At 58.8% G+C, this 26,440-nt stretch carries 21 protein-coding genes and 1 pseudogene; 9 read left to right on the forward strand and 13 right to left on the reverse strand.

Annotation, left to right across the window (positions count from 1 at the left end):
- Nucleotides 1-679: 679 nt before the first annotated feature.
- A complete protein-coding gene (locus JL39_RS19535; RefSeq protein WP_052183005.1) occupies nucleotides 680-1,735 on the reverse strand; it encodes a linear amide C-N hydrolase in 1,056 nt (351 codons plus the stop codon).
- Nucleotides 1,736-1,782: 47 nt separating this feature from the next.
- Complete coding sequence (locus tag JL39_RS19540; RefSeq protein ID WP_052183006.1) at nucleotides 1,783-2,541, reverse strand: hypothetical protein; 759 nt, start codon at nucleotides 2,539-2,541, stop codon at nucleotides 1,783-1,785.
- 585 nt (nucleotides 2,542-3,126) lie between these two features.
- On the opposite strand from JL39_RS19540, the gene JL39_RS32585 reads away from it, so the two are divergent.
- From JL39_RS32585 to JL39_RS19550, 3 genes and pseudogenes are all read left to right on the forward strand, one after another.
- Nucleotides 3,127-3,336, forward strand: coding sequence for a hypothetical protein (locus JL39_RS32585; protein WP_052183002.1), 210 nt, complete (start codon nucleotides 3,127-3,129; stop codon nucleotides 3,334-3,336).
- A 49-nt stretch (nucleotides 3,337-3,385) separates the two neighbouring features.
- A complete protein-coding gene (locus tag JL39_RS32590; protein WP_052183003.1) occupies nucleotides 3,386-3,778 on the forward strand; it encodes a hypothetical protein in 393 nt (130 codons plus the stop codon).
- A 148-nt stretch (nucleotides 3,779-3,926) separates the two neighbouring features.
- Nucleotides 3,927-4,241 (forward strand): annotated as a pseudogene (locus tag JL39_RS19550) (transposase); the annotation flags it as partial.
- 390 nt (nucleotides 4,242-4,631) lie between these two features.
- On the opposite strand, the gene JL39_RS19555 reads toward JL39_RS19550, so the two are convergent.
- The 3 genes from JL39_RS19555 to JL39_RS19565 form a co-directional block, all read right to left on the reverse strand.
- Nucleotides 4,632-5,603 (reverse strand): GDP-L-fucose synthase, encoded by a 972-nt coding sequence (locus JL39_RS19555; protein WP_037154472.1) that lies wholly within the window; start codon nucleotides 5,601-5,603, stop codon nucleotides 4,632-4,634.
- Nucleotides 5,596-6,702, reverse strand: coding sequence for a GDP-mannose 4,6-dehydratase (gmd, locus tag JL39_RS19560; protein WP_037154475.1), 1,107 nt, complete (start codon nucleotides 6,700-6,702; stop codon nucleotides 5,596-5,598). The genes JL39_RS19555 and gmd overlap by 8 nt, the downstream gene beginning before the upstream one ends.
- A gap of 567 nt (nucleotides 6,703-7,269) precedes the next feature.
- Nucleotides 7,270-8,148, reverse strand: a complete 879-nt coding sequence (locus tag JL39_RS19565) for an AraC family transcriptional regulator (RefSeq protein ID WP_037154478.1) — start codon at nucleotides 8,146-8,148, stop codon at nucleotides 7,270-7,272.
- Between the two features lie 214 nt (nucleotides 8,149-8,362).
- Here JL39_RS19565 and JL39_RS19570 point away from each other — a divergent pair, with 214 nt between their 5' ends.
- From JL39_RS19570 to JL39_RS19595, 6 genes are all read left to right on the forward strand, one after another.
- The gene (locus JL39_RS19570; RefSeq protein WP_037154481.1) at nucleotides 8,363-9,829 is read left to right on the forward strand and encodes an alpha-glucosidase/alpha-galactosidase; all 1,467 of its coding nucleotides are present in this window, start codon (nucleotides 8,363-8,365) and stop codon (nucleotides 9,827-9,829) included.
- Nucleotides 9,830-9,953: 124 nt separating this feature from the next.
- On the forward strand, nucleotides 9,954-12,041 hold the full coding sequence (locus JL39_RS19575) for an ABC transporter substrate-binding protein (protein WP_037154484.1): 2,088 nt from the start codon (nucleotides 9,954-9,956) through the stop codon (nucleotides 12,039-12,041).
- A 111-nt stretch (nucleotides 12,042-12,152) separates the two neighbouring features.
- The gene (locus tag JL39_RS19580) at nucleotides 12,153-13,160 is read left to right on the forward strand and encodes an ABC transporter permease (protein ID WP_037154487.1); all 1,008 of its coding nucleotides are present in this window, start codon (nucleotides 12,153-12,155) and stop codon (nucleotides 13,158-13,160) included.
- Between the two features lies 1 nt (nucleotide 13,161).
- On the forward strand, nucleotides 13,162-14,295 hold the full coding sequence (locus tag JL39_RS19585; protein ID WP_037154490.1) for an ABC transporter permease: 1,134 nt from the start codon (nucleotides 13,162-13,164) through the stop codon (nucleotides 14,293-14,295).
- Between the two features lie 10 nt (nucleotides 14,296-14,305).
- Nucleotides 14,306-15,973: an ABC transporter ATP-binding protein gene (locus tag JL39_RS19590; RefSeq protein WP_037154536.1), complete on the forward strand. Its 1,668-nt coding sequence runs from the start codon at nucleotides 14,306-14,308 to the stop codon at nucleotides 15,971-15,973.
- Nucleotides 15,974-15,994: 21 nt separating this feature from the next.
- Nucleotides 15,995-17,365: an alpha-glucosidase/alpha-galactosidase gene (locus JL39_RS19595; protein WP_037154493.1), complete on the forward strand. Its 1,371-nt coding sequence runs from the start codon at nucleotides 15,995-15,997 to the stop codon at nucleotides 17,363-17,365.
- A gap of 150 nt (nucleotides 17,366-17,515) precedes the next feature.
- Here the strand turns inward: JL39_RS19595 and ugpC are convergent, their stop codons facing one another.
- The 8 genes from ugpC to JL39_RS19645 form a co-directional block, all read right to left on the reverse strand.
- Complete coding sequence (gene ugpC / locus JL39_RS19600; protein ID WP_037154494.1) at nucleotides 17,516-18,574, reverse strand: sn-glycerol-3-phosphate ABC transporter ATP-binding protein UgpC; 1,059 nt, start codon at nucleotides 18,572-18,574, stop codon at nucleotides 17,516-17,518.
- 4 nt (nucleotides 18,575-18,578) lie between these two features.
- A complete protein-coding gene (locus JL39_RS19605; RefSeq protein WP_037154495.1) occupies nucleotides 18,579-19,409 on the reverse strand; it encodes a carbohydrate ABC transporter permease in 831 nt (276 codons plus the stop codon).
- Nucleotides 19,410-19,413: 4 nt separating this feature from the next.
- On the reverse strand, nucleotides 19,414-20,349 hold the full coding sequence (locus JL39_RS19610) for a sugar ABC transporter permease (RefSeq protein WP_037154498.1): 936 nt from the start codon (nucleotides 20,347-20,349) through the stop codon (nucleotides 19,414-19,416).
- A gap of 87 nt (nucleotides 20,350-20,436) precedes the next feature.
- The gene (locus JL39_RS19615; RefSeq protein WP_037154500.1) at nucleotides 20,437-21,693 is read right to left on the reverse strand and encodes a sugar ABC transporter substrate-binding protein; all 1,257 of its coding nucleotides are present in this window, start codon (nucleotides 21,691-21,693) and stop codon (nucleotides 20,437-20,439) included.
- A gap of 32 nt (nucleotides 21,694-21,725) precedes the next feature.
- Nucleotides 21,726-22,892, reverse strand: coding sequence for a PLP-dependent transferase (locus tag JL39_RS19620; RefSeq protein WP_037154501.1), 1,167 nt, complete (start codon nucleotides 22,890-22,892; stop codon nucleotides 21,726-21,728).
- Entirely contained in the window at nucleotides 22,889-23,596 is a 708-nt protein-coding gene (locus JL39_RS19625; protein WP_037154504.1) for a FadR/GntR family transcriptional regulator, read from the reverse strand. The genes JL39_RS19620 and JL39_RS19625 overlap by 4 nt, the downstream gene beginning before the upstream one ends.
- 1,326 nt (nucleotides 23,597-24,922) lie before the next feature.
- The gene (locus tag JL39_RS19640) at nucleotides 24,923-25,141 is read right to left on the reverse strand and encodes a CrpP-related protein (RefSeq protein WP_037154511.1); all 219 of its coding nucleotides are present in this window, start codon (nucleotides 25,139-25,141) and stop codon (nucleotides 24,923-24,925) included.
- A gap of 254 nt (nucleotides 25,142-25,395) precedes the next feature.
- Nucleotides 25,396-26,440, reverse strand: a 1,045-nt coding sequence (locus JL39_RS19645; protein ID WP_037154513.1) for a mannose-1-phosphate guanylyltransferase/mannose-6-phosphate isomerase, incomplete at its 5' end; no start/stop codon positions are given.

The raw sequence follows: 26,440 nt of genomic DNA on the forward strand, positions 1-26,440 counted from the left end.
TGAGCTGGCGCGAGCAACGGGGCCGTGCGGCCTCGATGGAGACCCCGCTCCTGTCCGGTTTCCTACGGCTGGAGAAGACCGTCGGGTCATGGCCCATGCTCGATACCGCAATGCACGTGAAAACGTTGCCGATATCCGGATCTTACACTGGACCGCCTGTCGCGTCGGCTGGGTATCCCCTCCCATCAGATAGCGGCCGCAGTTAACCGCACCTCCCGGACGCAACGTTTCGCAGGTCGTCAACCATTTCCGGAATTGCCGCGATCGTCGTCGCAATTCAGCGTTCCCAGCGTCTTTTAACGATCTGCGAAACCGCCCATCAATCCCTATGTGCTTTCCATGCATGAACTGGAGGATTATGCCGTAAGCTGGATTATGCCGCATGGCCAAGGATGGCGGGTGTTGTGCCTCTTTTGGCCACGCGGCAGCTCGGCATAATCAGAGCGCTTCGAGGAACGCGAGTATTGGTGGAAAACGGTAAGACAGCTTTCCAATCGGCTGGCCAAAGAGCAGCCTCAAGTGTTGCCAAACTCCTCGCAATGCCACCGACTTTTGCGCCCGACCTTTGCGATAGAAGTTCCCCTTCAAATTCAGCGGTGGCCGATATGTCGACGGTAAACGTTTCTACCGCAAAGCGAGGAACGACACCTCATATCTGTCCGTCACGCTCTACTTTCCTTCATTCGGCTTCCATGAAGTCGAACGGTTTTGCCGGAACGAACTGGTTCGACGCCTCGCCGGCAAGGATGCGGTTCATGTCCACCCCGAGATCCAGTTTGTGGACCTGCGCGCCTTCGGAGAAGTCGAGCTTCTTCATGTCCACCCAGAAAACGTTGGGCGAGGTCGCTGACTCGCCGTAGAAAACCATGCCCTTCTGATCCGCCACCACACGCCAGCGGGTGGTGGACAGGTTCGGGGCATCGGGAATGCTCACGCCGTAGGGCGCCGAGGCGTTGCGGATCACGCTGAACACAGCGGCGGCGGCAATCCGGGGGTCGTCGCTTTGGGTCACCGCGTTAATGTAGAAACCGGCGCGCACGAAACGGTCTTCGGAGCGCCCACTACCGGGAAGGAATTTAAGAGGGTCGACCGCGCTCCAGTATCTCTGGTTGGCGAGCTGGTCGTCATACGGCGGGTCGTTCGTCACCACCTGATACGCGCGGCTATGATGGATGCTCAGCTTTCCGTCGATCCACTCAAGAACAGCACTGTCGCCGGTGGCGTCGGAGAGCGTCAGATGCAGCGGCGCGAGACTGCCGGGACGACCGGGAACCTCGCCGCTCACCACCTCCACAGGATGGTTGCGTGTGTATTCGACGGCCTCCGAAACCGTTGCGAACTGATCGAGGTAGAACTGTGCCCAGATCGAGAGCGACATGCGCGGTGTCGTCCCGTCGTTCTCCGGGAATTGCGTCGCGTTGAGCCATAGCAGGCTGGCGTTGAGGCCGGCTTCGTTCATGCCGTCGACCGTAGAGATGTCATATCCAGACACGGCCAGACTGCCGAACTTCGATGTCCATTCCAACGAACGCAAACCGGCGGCTCCGCTACGCTTCATCCCGCGGGGAAAAACCCAGAAATTGCTGATCATCGGATCCTTGAAGTCCATGTTGCGGCCCGTCAGGTTTCGCCCGTCAGGCCCATGGTAGACGACCCGCGTGCAGGCCTGGGCCTCTGCAGTCAGCAGTGCCAAAGTAGCGGTGAAGGTAAGGAGAATGCGTGTGAATCGAGACATATTGAACACCAATCCATTCATAAGAAGGCCGCGCGAAACCTTTGCGATCAGAACCGATAGGTCATGCCGAGAATCGGGCCGCTGAGGCGCGTGTCGAAGACGTGACCGTTGTGATCGTAATCGACGTCGAGCACCTTGTAGCCCACAGAGGCGGAAAGGCGATCGCTGAAGACGTAATTGACAGTCGCCAGCGCCGACCATGTGAGATCGGAACCAGCGCCGAAGCCGCCGATATCGGCCTGCGCCTGCAGGGATAGTTTGTCCGTCACCGGCAAGAAGGCGCGCAGACCGATCAGTGGATCGACCCAGCCAAAGCTCTCGTCATGGTTAACAGAGCCACTAACTGGGCCAAGACTCCCGGTAAGCGTCACATCGTTGGAGATGTGCCAAAAGCGCCCGCCGCCGAGAGCATCGAGCGTGAACTGCGGCGTGTCGACGACCCGGTAGCCGCCCATCAATGTCGCGGTGAACTGTTTGGTGTCGACCTTTGCATCGATGTTGCCGCCCGGCGGTATTGTGCCGACGCCGGGAATCGTGAGCGCCGGCAACGGCCCGGTGCTGTGGCTGTCCGTCGTATCGACATACATGATGTCGCCCGACAATACGAAGCGGTCGTAGCGTCCCCAAATGTTGACGAAACCGCCGAAGTTCAGGTCGTCCATGACGTCGGAGAACGACTTTTCGACGCCGATCGTCGGGCCTCGCCTGAACGGTGAAATATGCCCGTCGAGGCCGGCGGCCCACATATAGGGCGTGACCTGCAAAGCCCAGTTCGGGGATTCCGCCGGGACGTGCTCTTCTGCCACGTTGAGGGTAGCGTCCGCACCATACGCGGAATGCGCGCCGCAGAGCGATAAGGCAATGACAACGGCATACCAAGGCGACAGAACCTCGCCGGTGTCGGCGACGAGTGGCTGCCCTTGGGGGGGATGACAGGCTTGATCCCGACCGTCGACCGGATCTTGTGACTTTTTGCCAGATCTAAACAGCATGATGCCCCCTCTCTTTCCATCTACGTCAACTAAATTACTGATATCCATTGGTAAATTGCGATGCTGGGTACTATCCTCCATACAGGTCTCGTCAAATTCCCGCAACCTATGACAGATTTAATCCAAGAATTTAACGGTCTGCAAGGAACGCTTTAAGCGTTCTCGCCTCCTGCCACGAACGGCAGAAACAGTCGCAAGCCGCGGCAAATCTGGTAAAAAGACATTGCTTTGGCGTGAATATTGTCGCTCCAACAACATGGAGCACAAGAAATGGAAATATCTGATTAGACCACCTGCCTCGATCCCTTCTTCGCATCGCTCGAGGAAAGTCTTGCGTCGAGGGACTACAAACCTGACACCCTGGCGAATTATCGCTATCTGCTTCGCCGCTTCGGTCGTTTGCTCGAAACCGAGGGCATTGCACCGTCGGCGTTGACACCAGAGCTTGCCGTCGAACTGGGGCGGCGGTTGCCGGTCACGCCGAAAAGCCAGATCAAGATTCCCAATCTTGCCAGGCTGTTCGTCGCACGTCTGATTGAAATGGGAGTGGCGACACGGCCGCCGCTGACACCTGCGCAGGCCGAACGTGCAGAGCTGCTGAGCATTTGAGACCTATCTCCTGCGCCAGCGCGGCCTAAGCCCGCGGACGATCTATCATGTGCTGCGGTTCGCGGATCGCTTCCTCGATCATCGCTTTGGCGACAGTATGCTCGATCTGTCAGCGCTGAACGTCCGGGATGTCGTGGCGTTCATGGAGCACCAACTCGCGCGGAAGCGCCCGTTCCGCGACAAGACACCAGCCACGCATCTGCGCAGCTTCTTCCAGAATCTGTTCGCACAGGGCCTGACGACGATCAACCTGTCGGAATTCGACGTTGATCGTCGCGCGGCAGCCAGCCCCGAAACGCATCCCGGAAGTTATCGCCCAAGCGACGAGCTGCTCGCGTTCACACCTCGAGGCGCTCTGATTATGCCGAACTGCCGCGTGGCCAAAAGGAGGCACAACGGCCGCCAAACTCGGCCATGCGGCATATTCCAGCTTACGGCATAATGGGTCTTGGACTAACCCGCTCCGCTACGTCGGAGCGGCAAGGAGGTCAGATATTCAGTAGGAGCCCCAACTGCGCGAGGATGGGACGGCTGTTTGCAGCCATTCCATCAGACAGAGGAGCTCATCATGACCCCACTTCGCCAGCGCAATGAGCGTCTCCGCCGACGAATTCATCCGCCGCTTTCTGCTGCACGTCCTACCCGAGGGCTTCCATCGCATGCGCTATTACGGTTTCCTCGGCAATCGCTACCGCCAACAGAAGCTTACCCACTGTCGCGACCTGATCGGCATGTCGGTTCCAGTGCCATCAGAGAGCCGAGCTCCGAAGGACTATCGCGACCGTTACGAGGAACTCACCGGGCGTTCCCTCAGGCAATGCCCGGCTTGTCGTCAAGGGCAGATGATCACCATCGAAACCTTCGACGGCGTCACCGGACCCGCGTCATACTGGAATACGTCATGAAAGAAGCCCGCCGCTTTCATCGTCGCCGCATCCCCCCGTTCGGCCGGCAAACCGGGCCGAGCCCGCGAACGTATGTGCTCCCGGCGCCACAGGGTCCAGTTTCGTTCTTCGCCTCAGGCGGGCTACCGAAAAGCGCCAGGTCCTGACGCGCAAGCACCAGGGCTGGCATGAATGCAGCAATGACGAAGCAAGCGACTATCGCCGGCCCGCGGCCAAAGCTCGGAGCCGCGGCAACTCGCCTGCTGGACCCGACAGTTCAGTCGAAAGGATATACAAGAAAAGCGTCCCTCATCACGCGCCAACGCCCTTTGCATTTACCTGCTCGCTTGGCGACGCTAAACCGGGCTGTCGGGCGAATTGGAGGCGGCTTCTGTTGCAGTCTCACAGCCATTACGCTGCATCCCCATGCTTACGCACCAGATAAGCGCCTTCCAGGAACGCACCGTAGGCATCCGCAACCCCGTCCTTGAGCCCAATCCTCGGCTTCCAACCCAGGCGCTGCAGCTTTTCGGCGCTCATCAGCTTGCGCGGCGTACCGTCCGGTTTGGAAAGATCGTGGACAATTTCCCCCTCGAAACCGACGATCTCGCAGATGAGTTCAGCCAGTTCGAGGATGGTGATGTCCTCTCCAGACCCCACATTGACGTGCGTGTCGCCCGAATAGGTCTTCATTAGATAGACGCAGGCGTCTGCGCAATCGTCCACATGCAGGAATTCACGGCGCGGCGTGCCGGTGCCCCAAAGGGTAATCTCAGGAAACCCGTTAACCTTCGCTTCGTGGACCTTGCGGATGAGTGCCGGCATGACGTGGCTCGATTTCAGATCGAAATTATCGCCGGGACCATAAAGGTTCGTCGGCATGGCCGAGACGAAATCGCGACCATGCTGCCTGCGATATGCCTGGCACAGCTTGATGCCGGCGATCTTGGCAATCGCATACCACTCATTGGTGGGCTCCAGCGGGCCTGTCAACAATGCCTCCTCGACAATCGGCTGGTCGGCGAATTTCGGATAGATGCAGGATGAACCGAGGAACATCAGCTTCTCCACGCCGACCCGGTGAGCCGCATGGATGACGTTCGCTTCGAGGATAAGGTTGTCGTAGAGGAAATCGGCCGGATAGGTATCGTTGGCAAGGATGCCGCCGACCTTTGCCGCAGCGAGGAAGACCGCATCCGGACGGTTCTTCTTCATCCACTCCTCCACCTCTTCCTGCCTCGTCAGGTCGACCTCAGCGCGCGTGGCCGTCAGGATCGTGCAGCCTTCAGAAGCCAAACGTCGGACGATCGCCGATCCGACCATGCCGCGATGTCCCGCGACATAGACGTTCTTTCCGGCAAGGCCATAGATCACGTCAGGCATGGGCAAGCCCCTTGTTGCCCCCCGCAGACGGCACGTTGCGTGCCATGACCTTCAAGTCCTCCCGAACCATTTCGGCAACCAACTGATCGAGGTTGGTCTCATGCCTCCAGCCGAGCTTCTGATGCGCCCTGGCCGGATTGCCGATCAGAAGGTCGACCTCGGTGGGACGGAAATAACGCGGATCGATCTCGATCACGCATTGACCGGATGTCGCGTCATACCCCTTTTCGTCGACGCCCTCTCCGCGCCACTCGATCGGCATGCCGACCTTGGTAAAGGCTTTCTCCACGAAGGAGCGCACCGTGTGCGTTTCGCCGGTCGCCAGAACGTAATCGTCCGGCTCGTCCTGCTGCAGCATCAGCCACATGCCGCGCACATATTCGCGCGCATGCCCCCAGTCGCGCTTGGCATCCAGATTGCCGAGGTAAAGCCGATCCTGCAGGCCAAGATGAATGGCGGCCGCCGCGCGGGTGATCTTGCGGGTGACGAAGGTTTCGCCGCGGATCGGGCTTTCGTGATTGAACAGGATGCCATTCGAGGCGTGCATCCCGTAGGCTTCGCGGTAGTTCACGACGATCCAGTAGGCATAAAGCTTGGCGGCGGCATAGGGCGAACGCGGATAAAAAGGCGTGGTTTCGCTTTGCGGCACTTCCTGCACCTTGCCGTAGAGCTCCGAGGTGGAAGCCTGATAGAAGCGGGTCTTCTTGGTCAAACCCAAAAGGCGGATCGCCTCCAGCAGGCGCAAGGTGCCGATACCGTCGGCATTGGCAGTGTATTCCGGCGTCTCGAAGGAGACCTGTACGTGGCTCTGGGCGGCGAGGTTGTAGATCTCATCCGGCTGAGCTTCCTGCACGATGCGGATGAGATTGGTCGAGTCCGTCATATCGCCGAAATGCAGGATGAAGCGCGGATTTTCCACATGCGGATCTTCATAAAGATGCTCGATGCGATTGGTGTTGAAACTCGAGGAGCGCCGCTTGATGCCATGGACGGTATAGCCCTTGTCTAGCAGCAGTTCGGCAAGATAGGCTCCATCCTGTCCGGTGACGCCGGTAATTAATGCAACCTTGCCGTTGCCATTCGAATTTTCACTCATCATGTCCCTCTACCGAAATGCATCGGTTATCGACGCATCACTTCCATTGATTCATGTCACATTGACACTGAAAGGTGGCATCAAGCTTACGTTATTTCGTCCACCACCAAACTTAAAAAACTCGCAGTGGCTTGGCGGATGTGACGCAAGCCGTTAAAATGATCCCGGAGACCACGTGGGCCATAAACAATCTTAACCTGCAGTTGAGCGGTTTGTCATCTGTCGACGGCAAACCGGTCGCCGCACCTTTCGACGGCAGCATGCTGTCGTCCAACCGTGGCGTTCTGGCTCTGGCGGCGGCGGTTGCCACCGCGAAGGGGCAAGCCCACTCAGTCTTTCCGGGGAACTTTGAACATTCTCCCGGAATGAGGGGGAAGCCGAAAGCTCGTCCTCGGCGGCGAACAGGGCCGTCAGGTGACACGAAGCGGAAGCGGCATCTTCACGGGTCCGCATGCGGGCTGCGGGCCGAACAATGCCTGTTAATCCGGGGCCGAACCTCGTCTTCTTCGCAGGCTTTCCGCTGTTGGCTCATCCGTTTGATTGTGCCGACTGGATCGTCGCCCAATTCCATCACCTCAGCTTTCCAACGCTGGCATACATGCCGGTGGTCCTGAATTCCGTTGGCGTGATGGCATAGACGCGGCGGAACACCTTGGCGAAGTAGTTGGCATCCTGAAAGCCGCACATCATCGAGACCTCCTTCACCGGGAGGAAATCTCCCTTGGTGAGCAGTTTTGCGGCCCGCTGCAGGCGCTGCTGCAGGACATATTCGGCCGGCGGCACTCCCTCGCTTTCGGAAAAGCTGCGAGAAAAATGTGCGCGACTTAGGCCGACGATGGCAGCCAAATCACTCACCGGAAGAGGCTTTTCCAGATTGGCATTGATGTAGTCGATCACCGGCTGCATGAAACTTTGCTCAGCGACAAAGGCGGGCGAGCCGAAAACATCGTCGTAAAGGGCCATCGCCGCTTCGTAAGCGATGGCGGATGCGGCTCCCGGTGTCGGAGTTGCGCCCTCAATCAATCGAAGACTGCAATCGGCAAGATGATCGATCGTGGCCGGCTGAAGCCGCAGAACCGGACCGGCCAAGGCCAGAACCATCTTGTGGATGCGCAGCGCCTCTTCGCCATTCATCGAGATCCAGAAATACTCCCAGCGGTCGCCTTTCTCCAGCCAATATCGATGGTTGTGCGGGACCAGCACCAGAAGCGTGTCGCCATCCTGCAGCCTGTAACTCCTGCTCTGGTAGCGCAGCCTGCCCGTGCCGCTAATCGTGTGCTGGAGTACGGTGAAGGGCGTCTGGCCGCGCCTGCGCCCGTCCCAGTCATAGATTTCATTCTCCCTGACCTCATAGCCGGTGCTGGTGGGCATGGCATGCAGGCGTTGGCGCCCGCGCGGCAGCGACACCGTTCGCATCGTCTGTCCATTGGCAATCAAATTCGACAGCACAAAATTACCCTCGAAAGCATAATCCTTCTCTGGTCGGCACCTGTTTTATCCGCATAATCTTGCGTCGGGAAGAGGAAGAGGTCACGGGCCGCGACACGGCCTGGGAGAAAGATGCCCGTAAATTCGGCACTTTTGGACGACATTCGCTGTCATGCAGCCTGTCTTCCTTCATCTGACCTCTTCCCGGCATGGGACGTAATCGAGGTGGAAGCTCATGAGTTTCAAAATCGCTATTATCGGAGCAGGCAGCGTTGGCTTCACCAAAAAGCTGTTCACGGACATCCTCTGCGTGCCGGAATTTCAGGACGCCGAATTTGCCCTGACCGACATCAGCGAACACAATCTTGAGATGATCAAGGCTATCCTCGACAAGGTCGTTGCGTCCAACCGTCTGCCGGCTAGAGTCACTGCAACGACGGACCGGCGACGGGCCTTGGAGGGCGCACGCTATATCATCAGCTGTGTTCGGGTGGGCGGCCTGGAAGCCTATGCGGAAGACATTCGCATTCCCCTGAAATACGGCGTCGACCAGTGCGTGGGCGATACAATCTGCGCCGGCGGCATTCTTTACGGCCAGCGCAATATTCCGGTCATCCTGGATTTCTGCAAGGACATTCGCGACGTCGCCGAAAACGGGGCCAGATTCCTGAACTACGCCAATCCGATGGCGATGAATACCTGGGCCGCGATCGAATATGGCAAGGTCGAAACCATCGGACTTTGCCATGGAGTTCAGCACGGTGCCGAACAGATCGCCGAAGTTCTGGGCGCGAAATCGGTAAAGGAACTCGACTATGTCTGCGCCGGCATCAACCACCAGACATGGTTCATCGACCTGCGGCTCGACGGCCGCAGAATCGGCAAAGACGAACTGATTTCCGCCTTCGAAGCGCACCCCGTCTATTCGCAGCAGGAGAAGCTCCGGATCGACGTGCTGAAGCGCTTCGGCATCTACTCGACGGAAAGCAATGGCCATCTTTCCGAATACCTGCCCTGGTATCGCAAGCGCCCCGAGGAGATCGTCAGATGGATCGACATGTCCGACTGGATCCACGGAGAGACCGGCGGCTATCTGCGCCATTCGACCGAAACCCGCAACTGGTTCGAAACGGAGTTTCCCAGCTTCCTCGCATCCGCCGAAAAGCCGATCGATCCGACCAAACGCTCCAATGAGCACGCGAGCCACATCATCGAGGCGCTGGAGACCGGCCGGGTCTACCGTGGCCATTTCAACGTCAAGAACAACGGCGTGATCACCAATTTACCAGACGACGCGATTATCGAGTCGCCAGGCTTCGTCGATCGCTTCGGCATCAACATGGTCTCCGGGATCACCCTGCCAGAAGCCTGCGCGGCAACATGCACGTCTTCCATCAATGTACAACGCATGTCGGTGCATGCGGCCATCAACGGCGATATCGAACTTTTGAAACTCGCTGTCCTGCATGACCCGCTGGTCGGCGCGGTCTGCACGCCGGAGGAGGTGTGGCAGATGGTAGACGAGATGGTGGTCGCTGAAGCCCGTTGGCTGCCGCAATATGCCGATGCCGTACCTGCCGCCAAGGAACGGCTTGCTCGCTCTACCGTGAGGACCCGCGACTGGGCGGGTGCTGCTCGCCGCAGCGTGCGTTCCATCGATGAACTGCGCACAGAAAAGGAGATGCTGAAGCAGGCCGTGTGAAATGCCGACGTGGGCATGGGCTGAGATGGAGCTTTTGGAGGAAGTCCATCACGTGGAGGCTTGGCCACGATCGTACGGAGAAGATGGAGCAGCCACTGGCGCTCCGGCAAAAGAGGGAGAGACGATGAGCAGTTTGCGAAACATCGGCAGTCTGGCCGGCTTGGCATTAGGTGTTTCAGCCGTGGCGATGGGCGCGCATGCGTCCGAACCGACGGCACCGCCGGTCCCGCCGCAATTTCCGGCAGAAGGCAAGATCAAGCATGTGTCACGGGACTCCATTTTGGAGTTCAAGGCGCTCCCCGAGTATCACGAACCAGAATGGGTGACGACGAAATTCGTCCCCGCCGGAAAGCTGCCGCCGGTCAAGGATCGCTTGCCGAAGGAACCGCTGGTCTTCAAGACGGATAACATGCCCGACGGCATCGGCGTCTATGGCGATGCGCTGCGCCACGTCATCGGCGGACGCCCCGAGGGATGGAACTATGGCGCAGGCCAGACCCAGGGCTGGGGTGGGATCGATATCGGGCTCTCCGAGTGCCTGACCCGCACGGCTCCCCTGTTTCAGGTCGAGGCGAAAGATACCGAACCCCTACCAAACCTCGCCAAAGGCTGGGAATGGTCGGCTGATGGCCATAAGCTGACCATGCACCTGATTGAAAACGCCAAATGGTCGGATGGCGATCCCTTCGATGCTGATGACCTCATGTTCTATTGGGAGGATGAGGTCATCGATCCGAACGTCTCGCCGCTTGGCGGAGGCGCCTCCCCGGAAGCATTCGGCACAGGGACAACACTCCGCAAAATCGACGCCTATACCGTCGAATGGACTTTCAAAGAGGCCTTTCCGAAACAGTATCTCTACACGATGGCCTATCCGAACTTCTGCCCGGGGCCGTCGCATATCCTCAAGCCGCAGCATCCGAAATATTCGAAGAATACCTACGAGCAGTTCAAGAACGCCTTCCCGCCCGAGTTTTTGAACATGCCGGTGATGGGCGCATGGGTACCGGTCGAATATCGTCCCGACGATATCATCGTCATGCGGCGCAATCCCTATTATTGGAAGGTGGACGAAAAGGGAAATCAGCTGCCCTATCTAAACGAACTCCACTACAAGCTGTCGACGTGGGCAGATCGCGACATGCAGGCGGTCGCCGGCTCCGCAGACTTCTCCAATCTGGAACAGCCAGAAAATTTCGTCGCCTCGCTCAAACGGGCGGCCGAGAAGACTGCCCCCGCCCGTCTCGCCTTCGGACCACGGCTGATCGGCTATAATCTGCGTATGAACCTCTCCGGCAACGGCTGGGGAAGTCCGGATGCACGTGGACAGGCAATCCGCGAACTCAATCGCAACGAGGACTTCCGAAAGGCGATCACCATGGCGATTGATCGCAAGGCGATCGGTGATTCCCTCGTTAAGGGTCCTTTCACTGCCATCTATGCGGGCGGCATTTCCTCCGGCACCAGCTTCTACGACCGCAACTCCACCGTCTATTACCCTTATGACCTCGAGGGCGCCAAGGCACGGCTCGCCAAGGTTGGGCTCAAGGATACGGACGGAGATGGGATCTTAAACTTCCCGTCCGGCACGGCAGGCGGCAAGAACCTCGAAATCGTGCTTCTCGTGAATAATGGCTATGCCACTGATAAGAGCCTTGCAGAAGGCGTGATCGGTCAGATGGAAAAGGCCGGCATCAAGGTCATCCTCAATGCCCTCGACGGCCCCAAGCGCGACGATGCGCATTATAGCGGACGTTTCGACTGGTTGATTCAACGAAGCACGCCGGAACTCGCTTCGGTTGTTCAAAACACCGAACAGCTCGCCCCCGTCGGCCCCCGCACGAGCTGGCATCACCGCGCAGGCGAAGATGGTAGCGTCGATCTGCTGCCTTATGAAAAGGAGCTTGTGAGCCTTATCGCCAAGTTCCAGACGAGCCAAAACAACGATGAGCGCGTCAGCCTGATGAAGCAGTATCAAAAGACGGCGACGCGCCATGTCGATACGGTCGGTCTGACGGAATATCCAGGCGCTCTGATCATCAACAAGCGCTTCTCGAACGTGCCGCAAGGCACGCCGATCTTCATGTTCAACTGGGCCGAAGACTCCGTCATTCGCGAACGGCTCTGGGTCGCGGCCGAGAGCCAAGGCAAATACGAGCTTTTCCCCGAACAGCTGCCTGGAAAACCCGGTGACAAGGGCCCGACGAACTAACGCCTCCCCTCCTCCCAGTGACGCAAATCCGGCCGCGCGTCGTGACGCGCGGCCGGCGGAACCAACAAAGCAGTCACGGACATTCGGCTGCCAGGTGAAGCGGCCCCTCTCATGCTACGATTCCTGCTGGTGCGTATAGTCTCCGCCATCCCCGTTCTCTTCATCCTGAGCGTGGTGACATTTGCGATCATCCAGGCACCGCCGGGTGACTATGCCGATTACATCCGCTCCCAGCTCATAAATCAAAGTGGCGCCTCTTACGCGCAGGCCGAAGCGCAAGCCCAGGCCTACCGTGCCGAGCATGGCCTCGATAAACCAATCATCATTCAGTATCTCAATTGGATCAAAGGCATCGTTACCGAAGGCGACTTTGGCCACAGCATGTATTACAACAAGCCTGTCGCAGATGTCGTCGGCGAACGGTTGCCGCGCACGCTCGCATTGGCGCTGGTCTGCCACCTGCTGGCGTCGCTATTGGGCATCGGCTTCGGCATCTGGGCTGCGACACGGCAATATACCTGGGTCGACAACCTGCTGTCTGGAGTGGCTTTTCTTGGCATGACGGTGCCGCGCTTTTTGATGGCGCTGATCATCGTCTATCTGCTTGTCTTCCAGTTCAACGTCTCCGAAATCGGCAGTTTCTTTTCCCCGCAATATGGCGGGGCGCCATGGTCCTTGGCGAAATTCGTCGATCTCGTCAGCCATGTCTGGCCGGTCGTGGCGATCGCCACCTTTGGCGGGCTGGCCTACAACATGCGCGTCATGCGCGGGAATCTGCTCGATACCCTGAACGCCCAATATGTCGAAACGGCCCGGGCGAAAGGCTTGTCCGCAGGTGCCGTGGTCATGAAGCACGCCGTGCCCAACGCGCTTCATCCACTCGTCATGTACCAGGGCGTGGTCCTTCCATACATGCTGACCGGGGAGATCGAGACGGCGATCATTTTTGCGCTGCCAACGGTGGGCCCGGCCATTGTTGGCTCCATGGCGATCGGCGATGTCTATGTCACGGCGACCTTTATGATGGTGCTGTCGGCCACCCTCATCATCGGCAACATCATCGCCGATATGCTGCTTGCCATCCTGGATCCGCGGGTCCGTCAGTTCGCGGGAGCCTGATATGTTCGCCTTTATCTCCGCACCGCCATCGTCGCAAGAAGAAGTCACCCCAAATACGCCGGAACACAACGAAAGCTATACTGCGCTCGTCTGGCGTCGTCTGAAGCGATCCTGGACAGGTATGATGGGGTTCATACTCGTCGCCCTGTTGATCATGATGGCCGTCTTCGCCGATTTCTTCGCGCCGATGGACCCGAAGGCGACCAATGTCGGATTCGCACCGCCGCAGATGATCAGCTTTCATGACAAGGACGGCAATCTTTCCTTTCCGCCCCGGGTGTACGCGCTTGCCGAATCCGACGAGCTCGATCCGATCACCTTCCAGCCGATCGTCGGGCCCGATTACGACAATCCGCATTATCTCGGCTTCTTCGTAAAGGGTTGGGATTACAAGCTCTTCGGCATCATTCCTACGGATCGGCACTTCCTCGGCACGACGGACGGGGAGCCGGTGCATTTGCTTGGCACCGACAAGTTCGGGCGCGATGTCCTGTCACGGGCGCTTATCGGTTCGCGAATTTCGCTGATGATCGCGCTTACAGTCGTTGCGATCGTCACCATCATCGGCACGAGCGTCGGCCTGATTTCCGGCTATTTCGGCGGCAGCTTCGATGTCTGGATCCAACGCTTCGTTGAACTGGTTCTCGCCTTTCCCCAATTGCCGCTCTACCTTGCTCTCACTTCGCTCATTCCCATCACCGCGCCAACCAATGTCTTCCTCGGCTTCGTCATCATCGTGATGTCGGCCCTCGGCTGGGCACAGATGTCGCGCGAAGTGCGGGGCAAGACCATGGCGCTGGCCCGCATCGATTACGTGCGCGCGGCAATCGCAGTCGGCGCTACCGACCGGCGCATCATCTTTCAGCACATCCTTCCCAACGTTATGAGCCATGTCATCGTTGCCGTGACATTGCATATCCCAAGCGTGGTTCTTCTGGAATCCTTCCTCGGTTTTCTCGGCTTCGCGGTCAAGCCGCCGCTGATCTCCTGGGGCTTGATGCTGCAGGACACAGCCAATTACTCCGTGATTGGAAGCTATCCCTGGATTCTCTCGCCGGTCTTTTTCGTGTTGGTGACCGTCTTTGCCTTCAACGCATTGGGCGACGGCCTGCGCGACGCGGTCGATCCCTATTGAGGTGATGAAGATGGCTCTTTCTCTCGTCCCGACTTTCGCCCCGCCGGTCCGGCACGATCATGGCCGCCACACCGGCCTTCCCGTAATAGACGCGCGCAATGTCGCCGTAAGCTTCAAGGTCGAGCATGGCACCATCCAGGCAGTCAACGACATTTCCTTCCAGCTCTACCGCGGCGAAACGGTCGCGATTGTCGGGGAATCGGGCTCGGGCAAGTCGGTGACCGCACGCACGGTCATGGGCCTCTTGTCCAAGCGTGCTCTCGTCTCACCGAACTCGATCGTCAACTATGACGGCAACGATGTCCTGAAGTTTTCCGAAAAGGCCCGCCGCAAGCTGCGCGGCAATCGCATCTCGATGATCTTTCAGGAACCGATGAGTTCACTCAATCCGATCTATACCATCGGCAGCCAGATCGTGGAGGCAATCCGGGTTCACCGCAGAATCGGCCGGAAGCGGGCGGAAGCCCGTGCGCTGGAGCTTCTGAATGAGGTCCAGATCCCCGATCCAGAGGCGCGCCTGAAGCAATATCCTCATCAGCTTTCAGGCGGTCAGCGGCAACGCGTAGGGATCGCCATGGCGCTTGCGAACGAACCGGACGTGCTGATTGCCGACGAGCCGACCACTGCTCTCGACGTGACAGTGCAGGCGCAAATCCTCAATCTCATCCGCGATCTCCAGAAAAAGATGCAGATGGCGGTCATCCTCATCACTCACGATTTGACGATCGTGCGCAAGTTCTCCGACTACGTCTATGTGATGCAGCATGGCGAAATGCGTGAACACAATCTGACAGAGCAGCTCTTCGCCGATCCTCAGCATCCTTATACGAAGCAACTGCTTGCCTCGGAGCCCCGCGGACAAGCCAATCCGCTGCCGAAGGGCTCGGATGTCATACTGGAGGCCAGAAGCGTTCGCGTGTCCTTCATGCTGCGTCACGGAGGCTTCTTTAAACCCGATCTTCGCGAACTGGTGGCCGTCGACAGCCTTGACCTTACGCTTAGGCGGCATGAAACGCTCGGCCTCGTCGGCGAATCCGGCTCAGGCAAGACGACCTTCGGTCAGGCACTGGTGCGACTCAACACGCCCGATGGCGGAAAGATCACGTTTGACGGCATGTCGATCCAAAACCGTTCCAGGGCGCAAATGCGGCCGTTGCGCGCGCGCATGCAGATCGTCTTTCAGGATCCCTTCGCCTCGCTCAACCCACGCATGACGATCGGCCAGATCATCGACGAGGGCCTGTTTATCAACGGGCTCGGAGCAACCAAGGCTGAGCGCCTCGAACGTGTACACGCGGCCCTTTCAGCCGCCGGCATGCCGGGAAATATTCTGTCTCGCTTCCCCCATGAATTCTCCGGCGGGCAACGCCAGCGCATTGCAATTGCCCGCGCGATTGCACTGGAACCCGAGTTTATCCTGCTCGACGAGCCGACATCGGCGCTCGATCTTTCCGTCCAGGCTCAAATCATCGAGCTGTTGCGCAAGCTGCAGGACGAACGCGGCTTGAGCTACGTTTTCATCTCGCACGATCTTAAGGTCGTGCGGGCCCTCTGCCATCGTGTGATCGTCATGCAGCAGGGCAAGATCGTCGAAGAAGGGCCTGTCGACGACATTCTCACCCATCCCAAGACCGCCTATACGAAACGGCTCGTCAGGGCCGCTTTCGAGGTCGCCTAAATGCCGATACCGGAGGTATACATGGCAGCTTATCCCAAGATCGCCTTCATCGGAGCCGGCTCGACGGTCTTCATGAAAAACATCATCGGCGACGTTCTGCAGCGACCCGCCCTCTCGGGCGCGACCATCGCACTCATGGATATCAATCCACAGCGGCTCGAGGAGAGCGCAATTGTCGTCAACAAGCTGATCTCGACGCTGGGTGTCAAAGCGACGGCAGAGACCTATTCTGACCAGAAGACGGCGCTGGCCGGCGCCGATTTCGTCGTCGTCGCATTCCAGATCGGCGGTTACGAACCCTGCACGGTCACCGATTTCGAAGTGCCGAAGAAATATGGGCTGCGGCAGACCATTGCCGATACGCTTGGTGTGGGTGGCATTATGCGCGGGCTTCGCACCGTGCCGCATCTGTGGCGGATCTGCGAGGACATGCGCGTCGTCTGCCCGAACGCGATCATGCTGCAATACGTGAACCCGATGGCGATCAACACCTGGGCGATCGCGGAAAAATATCCGGACATCAAGCAGGTCGGCCTGTGCCATTCGGTTCAGGGGACCGCAATGGAGCTCGCGCATGACCTCGACATCCCCTACGAAGAGATCCGCTATAGATCGGCCGGCATCAACCACATGGCCTTCTTCCTGACGTTCGAGCATCGGCAGTCCGACGGTTCCTACAAGAACCTCTATCCCGAGCTACTTCGAGCCTATCGCGAAGGCAGGGCGCCAAAGCCCGGCTGGAACCCGCGCTGCCCGAACAAGGTTCGCTACGAGATGCTGACGCGGCTCGGCTATTTCGTCACGGAAAGTTCGGAACATTTCGCGGAATACACCCCCTATTTCATCAAGGAGGGACGCGACGACCTCATTGAAAGGTTCGGCATACCGCTCGATGAATATCCGAAACGCTGCATAGAGCAGATAGAGCGCTGGAAAGATCAGGCCGCGGCCTATCGAAGTGCCGATAAAATCGAGGTCAACCCTTCGAAAGAATACGCTTCCTCGATCATCAACTCCGTCTGGACCGGCGAACCCTCGGTGATCTACGGCAATGTGCGCAACAACGGCTGTATTACCTCCCTACCGGCAAACTGCGCGGCGGAAGTTCCCTGTCTTGTCGACGCCTCCGGCATCCAGCCGACCTATGTCGGTGAACTGCCGCCGCAGCTAACGGCGCTGATGCGCACCAATATCAGCGTGCAGGAACTGACGGTGCAAGCGCTGATGACGCAAAACCGCGAGCACATCTATCATGCGGCGATGATGGATCCCCATACAGCGGCCGAACTCGATCTCGATCAGATCTGGTCCCTGGTCGACGATCTTCTGGCCGCCCATGGCGACTGGCTGCCGGATTGGGTTCGCACCAGGCATGAAGCCAGCGTAGCATGACCCGACCGGGGCCGCGGGCGCGTGGGTGGATCGCTACCCGTCTCAGGTTTGGAGTGTACCTTTGGTTGGCTGAGGCTGCCGGAATTCCCCTAGAGTAGCCAGCCGGACCTTCCGGCAGTCGCTTTTCGACGTGGAACATCGCTCGGACAGCTATCCGATCCGGCTACCTTGATCGTTGAACAGATGAATGTGCTGGACCGGGAAAGACACTTTGATTTCCCCGCCGATTGCCAGTGCTTGTCGGTCCAGCGTGAACACCTTCACCGGCATTCCGTGCAACGTCAGATGCACGATGATGCCAAAGCCAGTCGGCTCCACCAGCTCGACCTCGGCCGATATGCCACCGCTATCGGTCGTGATCGTCAGGTGCTCGGGTCGAATGCCAAGCGTTAGGTCACTTCCTTCCTGAACAGCGACAGGCGGGCTGTCGGCAACGCGGCTTCCGTCCTTCAGTCTGAGCGCGCCACCGCGATAGGTTACGTCGAGAAAATTCATTCCAGGCGAGCCTATAAAACCGGCGACGAAAAGGTTCGCGGGGCGATCGTAAAGCTCCAGAGGGCTGCCTACCTGCTGCACCACACCGCCATGCATGGCCACGATGCGGTCCGCGAGCGTCATCGCCTCGATCTGATCATGGGTCACATAGATCGAGGTCGCCTTAAGGTCGGAATGCATCTTCTTGATTTCGGCGCGCATCTGCTCGCGCAGCCGGGCATCGAGGTTGGACAAAGGCTCGTCGAACAGAAAGGCTTTCGGCTGGCGAACGATAGCGCGACCCATCGCGACGCGCTGGCGCTGCCCGCCAGAGAGCGCTTTCGGCCGCCGTTCGAGGAGTGGCTCCAGGCCGAGCTTTGCGGCAGCGCCGGCAACGGCCGCACCGATCTTCTCCTTCGTCGCCTTGCGCAGGCGCAGGCTGTAGCTCATGTTTCCCGCAACATTCATATGCGGATAAAGCGCGTAGGACTGGAACACCATGGCAATGTCCCTGTCCTTCGGATGCAGGTCGTTGACGCGGTTGCCGGCAATGCGGATCTCGCCCCTGCTGACGTCCTCCAGCCCCGCGATCATTCTGAGCAGCGTCGACTTCCCGCAGCCCGACGGGCCAACCAGCACGACAAACTCCCCGTCGCGGATATCGAGGTCGATGCCATGCAGCACGGAGACATGGCCGTAGGACTTTTCGAGTTTTTCGATCTCAATGGATGCCATTTGACTACCCTTTGACCGCGCCGGCCGTCAGGCCCTGGACGAGGTAACGCTGAATGAGAAGGAAGAAGAGTCCGGCCGGGATGAGAGCCAGCACGCCGGCAGCCATCATCTGACCGAAGTCGACTGAGAACTTCGAAACGAAGGTCAGGAGCCCGACCGGGAAGGTGGCCGCGTTGTTGCCGTTGATCAGCATCAACGCGAAAAGCAGTTCGCTCCAGGCGGCAGTGAAGACGAAGCCGAGCGTCGCGGCGATGCCGGGCAGCGTAAGCGGCAGGATGATCTGCCGAAAGGCCGTAAACTTCGTCGCCCCGTCGATCATCGCCGCCTCCTCCAGTTCCTTCGGGATGCCGTCGAAGAAAGACTGCATCAGGAAGGTGGCAAAGGGCACGTTGAACGCGGTGTAGACCACCACCAGTCCTGTCAGGCTGTTGGTGAGGCCGAGCGGCGACAGAATCTTGAAGATCGGCGCGACCAGCATGACCAGCGGAAACATCTGGGTCAGCAACATCAGCGCGACGATCCAGTATTTCGCCCGAAAGCTGAAGCGGGAGAGCGCATAACCCGAAAGCGACGCGCAGACCGTCACGAGCACGGCAGTCGATCCCGATACGATCAGGCTGTTCTTGAAGAAGGTCGGAAAGGCACTGTGCCGCAGCACAAAGGAATAATGGTCGAATGTCGCGCGCGAGGGCCACATCCGCACGCCCTCGGAATAGAGAAGATCGTTCGGCGTCACCGATACTTTCAGCAGCCAGAACAGCGGGAAAAGCGCAAAGACGATGTAGCAGAGGATCGCGAGGCGATGCGCGACGATCAGCAGAAGGGATTGCTTCATGGGTTCAATCCTTGTTCAGCAAAGTCTGCCGCAGCAGGATGATGATCATCGAATAGGCGAGCAAAAGAACGAGCAGCACGAGCGCGATCGCCGATGCGTAGCCGAAATCGAGCGCCTTGAAGGCCTGGGTGAAGATATAGCTTGCGACGATCTGGGTCCGATCGGCGGGCCCACCACCGGTCATCACGACGATCAGGTCCGCAAAATTGGAGATCCACACCGTGCGAAGCAATACGGTGATGGCGATCGTCGGTGCAAGGAACGGCAGGGTGATCGAAAAGAACCGTTGGAACCAGTTGGCGCCGTCGATCGATGCGGCTTCATAAAGATCGCGTGGGATTGCTTGGAGCGCGGCAAGCAGGGTGATGGCGAAAAATGGAATGCCCCACCAGACATTCGCAACGATCGGCCCCCACATCGCATATTGCGGATCAGAAAGGATGTTGCCTGGCTGGGACATCACGTCGAGCCCGAAAAGCCAGTGCGGTATCGGTCCGATCACCGGATTGAAGAGCCAGGCCCAGTTGAGACCGGCGAGGAAGGAGGGAACCGCCCAGGGCAGGAAGACCAGCGCCTGGACGAGGCCCCTGCCCCAGAACGGCTTGTCCAATAGCAGGGCGAGGATGAGCCCGAAGAAAAACTGCAGGAGGACGGAAGCGCCCGTCCACCAAAGCGTGTTCTTCAATGCCCCGTAAAAGGCCGCATCATGGGAAAGCGCGCGGAAATGCTCGATGCCGATGAACCCTCCCGAGAAGGGGTTGAGGAGCTGGATATCCCTGAAGGCGTAGGAGATGCCGATGACCAGCGGCACCAGCATGACCGCGACGATGAGGATCAGCGACGGGGCGCTGTAGAGATAGGGCTCCGAGGCATCAGCCAAACGCGTCAACCATGGCTTTCGGACGGGATGTCCGTTCCTGGTGCCGACAGCAATCATCATGGACAGGATTTCCCCTTCGCGGCTTTTCGCCGTCTTGATCTGGCGGAAGACCGGCCGTCGTTGACGCTGCCGGTCTCCCAGTTCGTCTCATTTCTTAAGGTGCTTCTGCTGCGCCTTGGTCAGATATTCTGCCCATTGATCGGCCAGCTGTTTTGGGGTGATGTCGCCTAAAAGCGCCTGCTGGGACGTCTTGATTGCGAGCGAATCCTTGAAGAAGGCGAATTCCTCGAGATAGGTCGGCATTACGGTCGGGACCGTGTCCGGATCGGCGAGTTCCTCGAACCAGCCCTTGAACTGATCACCGGCGTAAAATGGGTCCTTTTCCGCGGACGTATAGGCCGGCAGGGCGCCGATCTTCTTGTTCCATTCGAGATTGCCTTCCTTGCCTTCAAGCGTTGCGATCAGCTTCCAGGACAAATCCTTGTTCTTGGTCGTCGAGAACATCGACCAGCCGGCATAGCCGATCGTCGGAAAGGATTTGCCGTCCGGCCCCTTCGGCAGCGGAATGACCCCGAAATCCTCCTTCTTCATGCGCTCGGCAATCGCAATCAGCGCGTCCGGATCCTGGTCAAGGAAAGCGCAGGTTCCGGAATAAAAGCCAGCGACCACTTCGTTGAAGCCCCAGTTGACGCTGTCCTTTGGCGCATAGCCTTGTCTGTAGAGATCGACCATCCACTCGATGCCCTTTGTCCAGCCCTCGCTGTTCATAGTCGAGGTACCGTCCTCTTTGAAGTATGTGTTGTCGCCGGCCATCGAGGCGGCGAAGATCATCCAGCCGTTCAGGCCGCCCGGGCCGCCGCGCATGCAGTAGCCGTATTTGCCCGGCAGCTTGGAGACCGCTTCGGAGGCCTTGGCGAACTCGTCCATCGTCTTCGGCGGCGTTGTAACACCGGCATCGGAAAGCAGCTTCTTATTGTAGAACATGGCCCGCAGATAAAAGCCGTAGGGCAGCATATAGGCAGTCTTGTTGACATCGCGGCCGAGTTCGAGCGCCCTCGGCGTCAGCTCCTTGGTGTGCTCCCATTTTGCCAGATAGGGCTCGAGGCTTTCGAGCATGCCGTTGTTGGCGTAAAGCGACAGCCACGTATCCGGCATCTCCATCACGTCCGGCGTATCGCCTGCCGATACCATGGTCGCGAACTTCTGGAAGGCTTCGTTCCAAGGCAGCGAGATGATCTCGACCTTGGCGCCCGGATTGGCGGCCTCGAACTTGCCGACGATCGATTTCAGCGTCTCGGTGCGTTCCGGGCTGGTGATCACCTCGACCAACTTAAGGGTTGTATCGGCCATCGCGCTGCCTGCCATCAACGTCGCGAAAAGCGCAGTTGTTACGAGTGTTTTCATTGTCGTTCTCCCAGTTGTTATCGGTTGATGCTTTAGGAGGCGACGGCAATCGCCTCCTGAAGATCGCTCCACAGGGCCTCTGTTCCCTCGAGGCCGACATGGAGGCGCACGGACCGCGCATGGATGCCGAAGGCATGCGCGGAATTCGGCTGGGCCTTCTGCTGCAGCACCACTTCGCCCGGGACGATCAGGCTTTCGTGGCCGCCCCAGCTGACGCCGAGCTTGAAGAGCTTGAGATGGTCGGCGAAGGCGCGGATATCGACGCCCTCGCGGAAGATGAACGAGAACAGACCCGAGGTGCCGTTGAGACCTACCGGAAGGCGGTTCGCCAGACCCGGATGACACACCTGCGCCACCACGTCGAGTTCATGAAGACGGCGGGCAATGGTGAGTGCAGCTGCCTCATGCGCCTTCATGCGAAGCGGCAGCGTCCGAAGCCCGCGGATCAGGAGCCACGCATCGAAGGGCGAAAGCTTGCCACCCAGATAGGGATAGGCCTCGGCCTTTAGCCTTGCGATCATCTCCTTGGAGCCTGCGACGACGCCCGCGACGACATCGCTGTGCCCGCCGAGATATTTCGAGGCCGAATGAATGACGAGATCGACGCCGAGCGTGATCGGCCGCTGGAAGAACGGACTTGCCCAGCTGTTGTCGATCATCGAAACCACGCCGTGCTTCCTTGCGAGCTCGGCAAGCGAACCGACATTGTGAGCTTCCATCACCCAGCTTGTCGGGCTTTCCATGTAAAAGACCTTCGCGCCCGGCAGGACCTTGGCAACCGCTTCCTCATCACGGCCGTCGACGTAGGTCACCTCCACCTTCATTCGTTTGAGGATCGTGCCGAACAGCCGGAATGCATCGGGATAGACGTGTTTGACGGCAACGATCCGGTCGCCTGGCTCAACGAAGCTGATTATAGCGGACGAGATCGCCGCCATGCCGCTTGCAAAACCGAGCGCATCTTCCGCACCCTCGAGCTTTGCAAGCATCTCCTCGAATGCGCGCACGGTCGGATTGAGCCCGCGCGTATAGATCGGCCGCACTTTTTCGCCGCGATAGGCCGAGATCATGTCGTCGAAATCGGAGAAGGTGAAGAGCGACGTCTGAAAGATCGGGGGAACCACCGCCTCGGCGTAATTGCCGTCGTCGTGGGCCGTGATCAGCGAGGCGAACTCGAACTGTTCCAAGCCGTCATTCATTTGGACATTTCCTTGATATCTTCTTCGACGATCTTGAGGATTTTCAGTGTTTCGCTGCGTGCCGCTTCCGGATCCTGCGCGGCAATCGCGTTAAACAGGGTCCGGTGGTAAGGAAAGGACCGGCGGGCGAAGTCGAAACGTTCGAACGGATGGCTCCAGAAACGCTCGAAGGTTTCGCGCATCTGTTCGAGCAACTGACGGAAGAGCGGATTGTGAGTGGCATCGTAGACAGCCAGATGAAACGCCAGATCCTCCGGCCCCGAAGCGCCTTTGGCGTGATGGACCCGCTCCATTTCCTCGAGACGCGCTTCGATGATCTTAAGATCAGCAGAAGTCCGCATGCGCGCCGCGACCATGCCGGCCTCGCATTCAAGCCCCCTGCGCACCTGCAGTGTCTGCAACAGCGCATCGCGAAGATTGGCCGTATCGAGCGACAACGGCATGTGGATCGTGCGCCTGGAGATCGGCTTCAGCAGATAATTGCCGCTTCCCTTTCGCGATTCTATGACGCCAAGCGCCTGGAACCGGCGCATCGCTTCGCGGATGGTCGAGCGTCCGACACCAAGCGCCGCCATCAGCTCCCGCTCGGCCGGCAACCGGTCGCCGGCCTTCAGATCAGCGCCCTCCACGTAATCGGCGAGCGCCTCGCCGACTTGGCGGGCCCGATCGACAGGCGGCAACGCGGAGATCAACAGTTTACTCATAAGGCGAAAATTGGTCTGACATCTGAGCAATAAAATAGCTTGTTCCCCCACCTGTCAATGGCCGCACTCGATCGATAGCGCTCCCCCCGGTCGGACAAGCTGGAGGATGTGTTAGAGCCTCTGGAGAATTCCGATGGATGCTATCGTGCAGGACGACGAGCCTAGCCGACGCTGAAAACCATGCCGTGATCCGCACATGGTCCGGCCGCGAAGGCTATGTCGAAGATGGTCTCCCGGTAATGGGGCCGTCCTCGACAAGGCCGGTCTCTTCCATGCCGTCAACTTTTCCGGTCACGGCTTCGGCCCCGGCGATGTTATCGCGGAGATCGTGGTCACGGGCAGATCAGACTTCCCAATGGAGGACCTTCTTGTCGGTCGCTTCACCTCCGGCCGCCGAGACATGAGCACGCGCAATCGTCAAGTCGGATATCTGCGCCAGATCAGCCGATGACGAACCATACCGCCCGCGTGAATGATGAATTAAAGGGGATATCTCTCATCCGATGACGACCTGCAGGACGCCATGAAATTCACCCAGCATCATGGTCGATGACATCTGAACCCGACGCTACACTATTGGGCCCGCGTCTTTCAGCCCGACGCGGAACTGAAGACATGGTGGGCGTCTCATGCGATGTCGATGGATTTCGGTCTCCGCGATAACCGTTGTCGTCTCCGGCTTGTCAATTTCAAAGGGATATGCCTCTGTGAAGATCACCGCCTCATCCATAGCCTGTTCGCCGAAATTCCGGCACCGCCCTACAATTCTCATGCTCCTCTGAATGAGGATCAAAAAGCAGGTCGACAGCAGCTCCCACAGCGCCACGAGCGACAACGCGCGTTGAACCAGAGGCCATGTCCCGCCCGATTCGAAAAAATGACAACAAATATTATTCGATTTGGTGCTGAGCCCCTTACAAAGCGACAAAGAAATTAAGGCAATCATCCGTCAAGGAAGATCCATCATCGATCTTTCAGACGTGGAGAGCGGAACAAACGGTTCAAATTTCAATTTAATAGGATGGAGGAGCAGTAATGTGACGAGTTCTATCAAAAGAGTCTTCCGACCTCTCCGATTTGATCGGGAGGGTAACGGGTGTATCTTTATAGGTTCGGTGGAAGATGCGATCGAATTTGTGGCTGATTCTTGGCCAGTTCGAGCTGGGGAAGCGTACGAAAATGCGCTTCAAGCCTGCATCGATGGGATCAACGATCGCATTTCGCCCAATGCTGTGAGACAGATTCTATACAGCTCGGCCAGAGCAGCGGGCCTTCATGTCAGCGAGTGACTTCGAATCCAGAGTGGCATAGTCGGCAAATAACCTCTCAGGAAGCCCGATCGTCGAAATAAGCGATCCGGTAGGCATTTTCGATGGCCCATCCGAACTGCCAGGCCTGCCTTTTTTCTTCCCAGTGATTGGCTTGATCGAAAGTCCCGAGCAGAGCCACTATTCTCAAGAAAGGGTTCTCCTCCCAACCAGCCCCCCGAGCACGAGCTTCTGCACCACGTTCCTGCAGTTCAACGATGACCTCGACGCTCACCATGCAGATGTCGTCTCCCAATCAGCGCGGTCGTTTCGGCTGCCTTGAGACTGACGCATGTTTCTGAGGCGCGATAATCATCTATAGCGGCTGATAAGCGGAAGTCTGACTGGGGGCTGCCGAAGCGTTTCAGCCAGACTTCCGACTGTTGCGATTTGGCGGTCCCAACAGCGCTCCGTATGTGAAATACTGCCGAAATTTCGTCCATGCAGGAAACGACGGCACCGATCGAATTGCGTCGCCGGTTCAGTAATTCGCTAACTTCTCCCGAATTCGTCGGTTATGCGGATGATGTCGTCTTCTCCGAGATAGGAACCGGTCTGGACCTCGATCATTTCGAGGGTGATCTTGCCGGGGTTGGCGAGACGGTGGACTTCGCCCTGGGGGATGTAGACGGATTCGTTCTCACGCACGATCCTGACCTCGTCGCCGATCGTCACTTCCGCGGTGCCCTTGACGCAGATCCAGTGTTCGGACCGGTGGTGATGCTTCTGCAGCGAAAGCTTCTTGCCGGGGGAGACGAACAGCCGCTTGACCTGGAAACGGTCGCCGTTGAGCACCGAGGTATAGCCGCCCCAGGGACGATAGGAGGTGGGATGGGTCTCCGTCAGTGCGGCGGTCGCCCGTGCGGCGGCGAGCTGCTTGACAAGCGCGCCGACATTCTGGCTGTCGTCCAGCCGGCCGACATAGACGGCATCCTCGCTGGCGATGACGGCGACCCCATCGAGCCCCTGGACGGCGAGATGGCTGGTGCGCGACATGACGAGCGAATTCTTCGTATTGACCAGCGTCGCCTTGCCGGTGGCGACATTGCCGGCCGCGTCGCGGGTGCCGAGCTTCCAGACCGCATCCCAGCTGCCGAGGTCCGACCAGGTGAAGGAGGATGGCACGACTGCGGCGTTGGCGGTCTTCTCCATGATCGCGTAGTCGACCGAGATGTCCGGGCTGGCCGAAAACGCTTCCGCGTCCAGGCGGGTGAAGTCGAGGTCGCCGGAGGCCTTGGCCACGGCGGCACGGGCCGCCCTGTCCACCTCGGGGGCGAAGGCGGCCATCTCTTTCAGCACCTGTCCGGCGGTGAACATGAAGATGCCGGAGTTCCAGGCAAACCCGCCGGCCGCCAGCATGTGCTCCGCCTCCGCCAAGGCCGGCTTCTCGACGAAGCGCCTCACCTTGCAGGCGCCGGTTTCCAGCGCCTCACCGATCTCGATATAGCCGTAGCCCGTGGCCGGTTCCGTCGGCGTGATGCCGAAAGTGACGAGCTTGCCGGCAAGGGCGGTCTCCCGTGCGATGCGGATCGCCCCG

Source organism: Rhizobium sp. YS-1r (assembly GCF_000757525.1).
Classification (GTDB): domain Bacteria; phylum Pseudomonadota; class Alphaproteobacteria; order Rhizobiales; family Rhizobiaceae; genus Neorhizobium; species Neorhizobium petrolearium.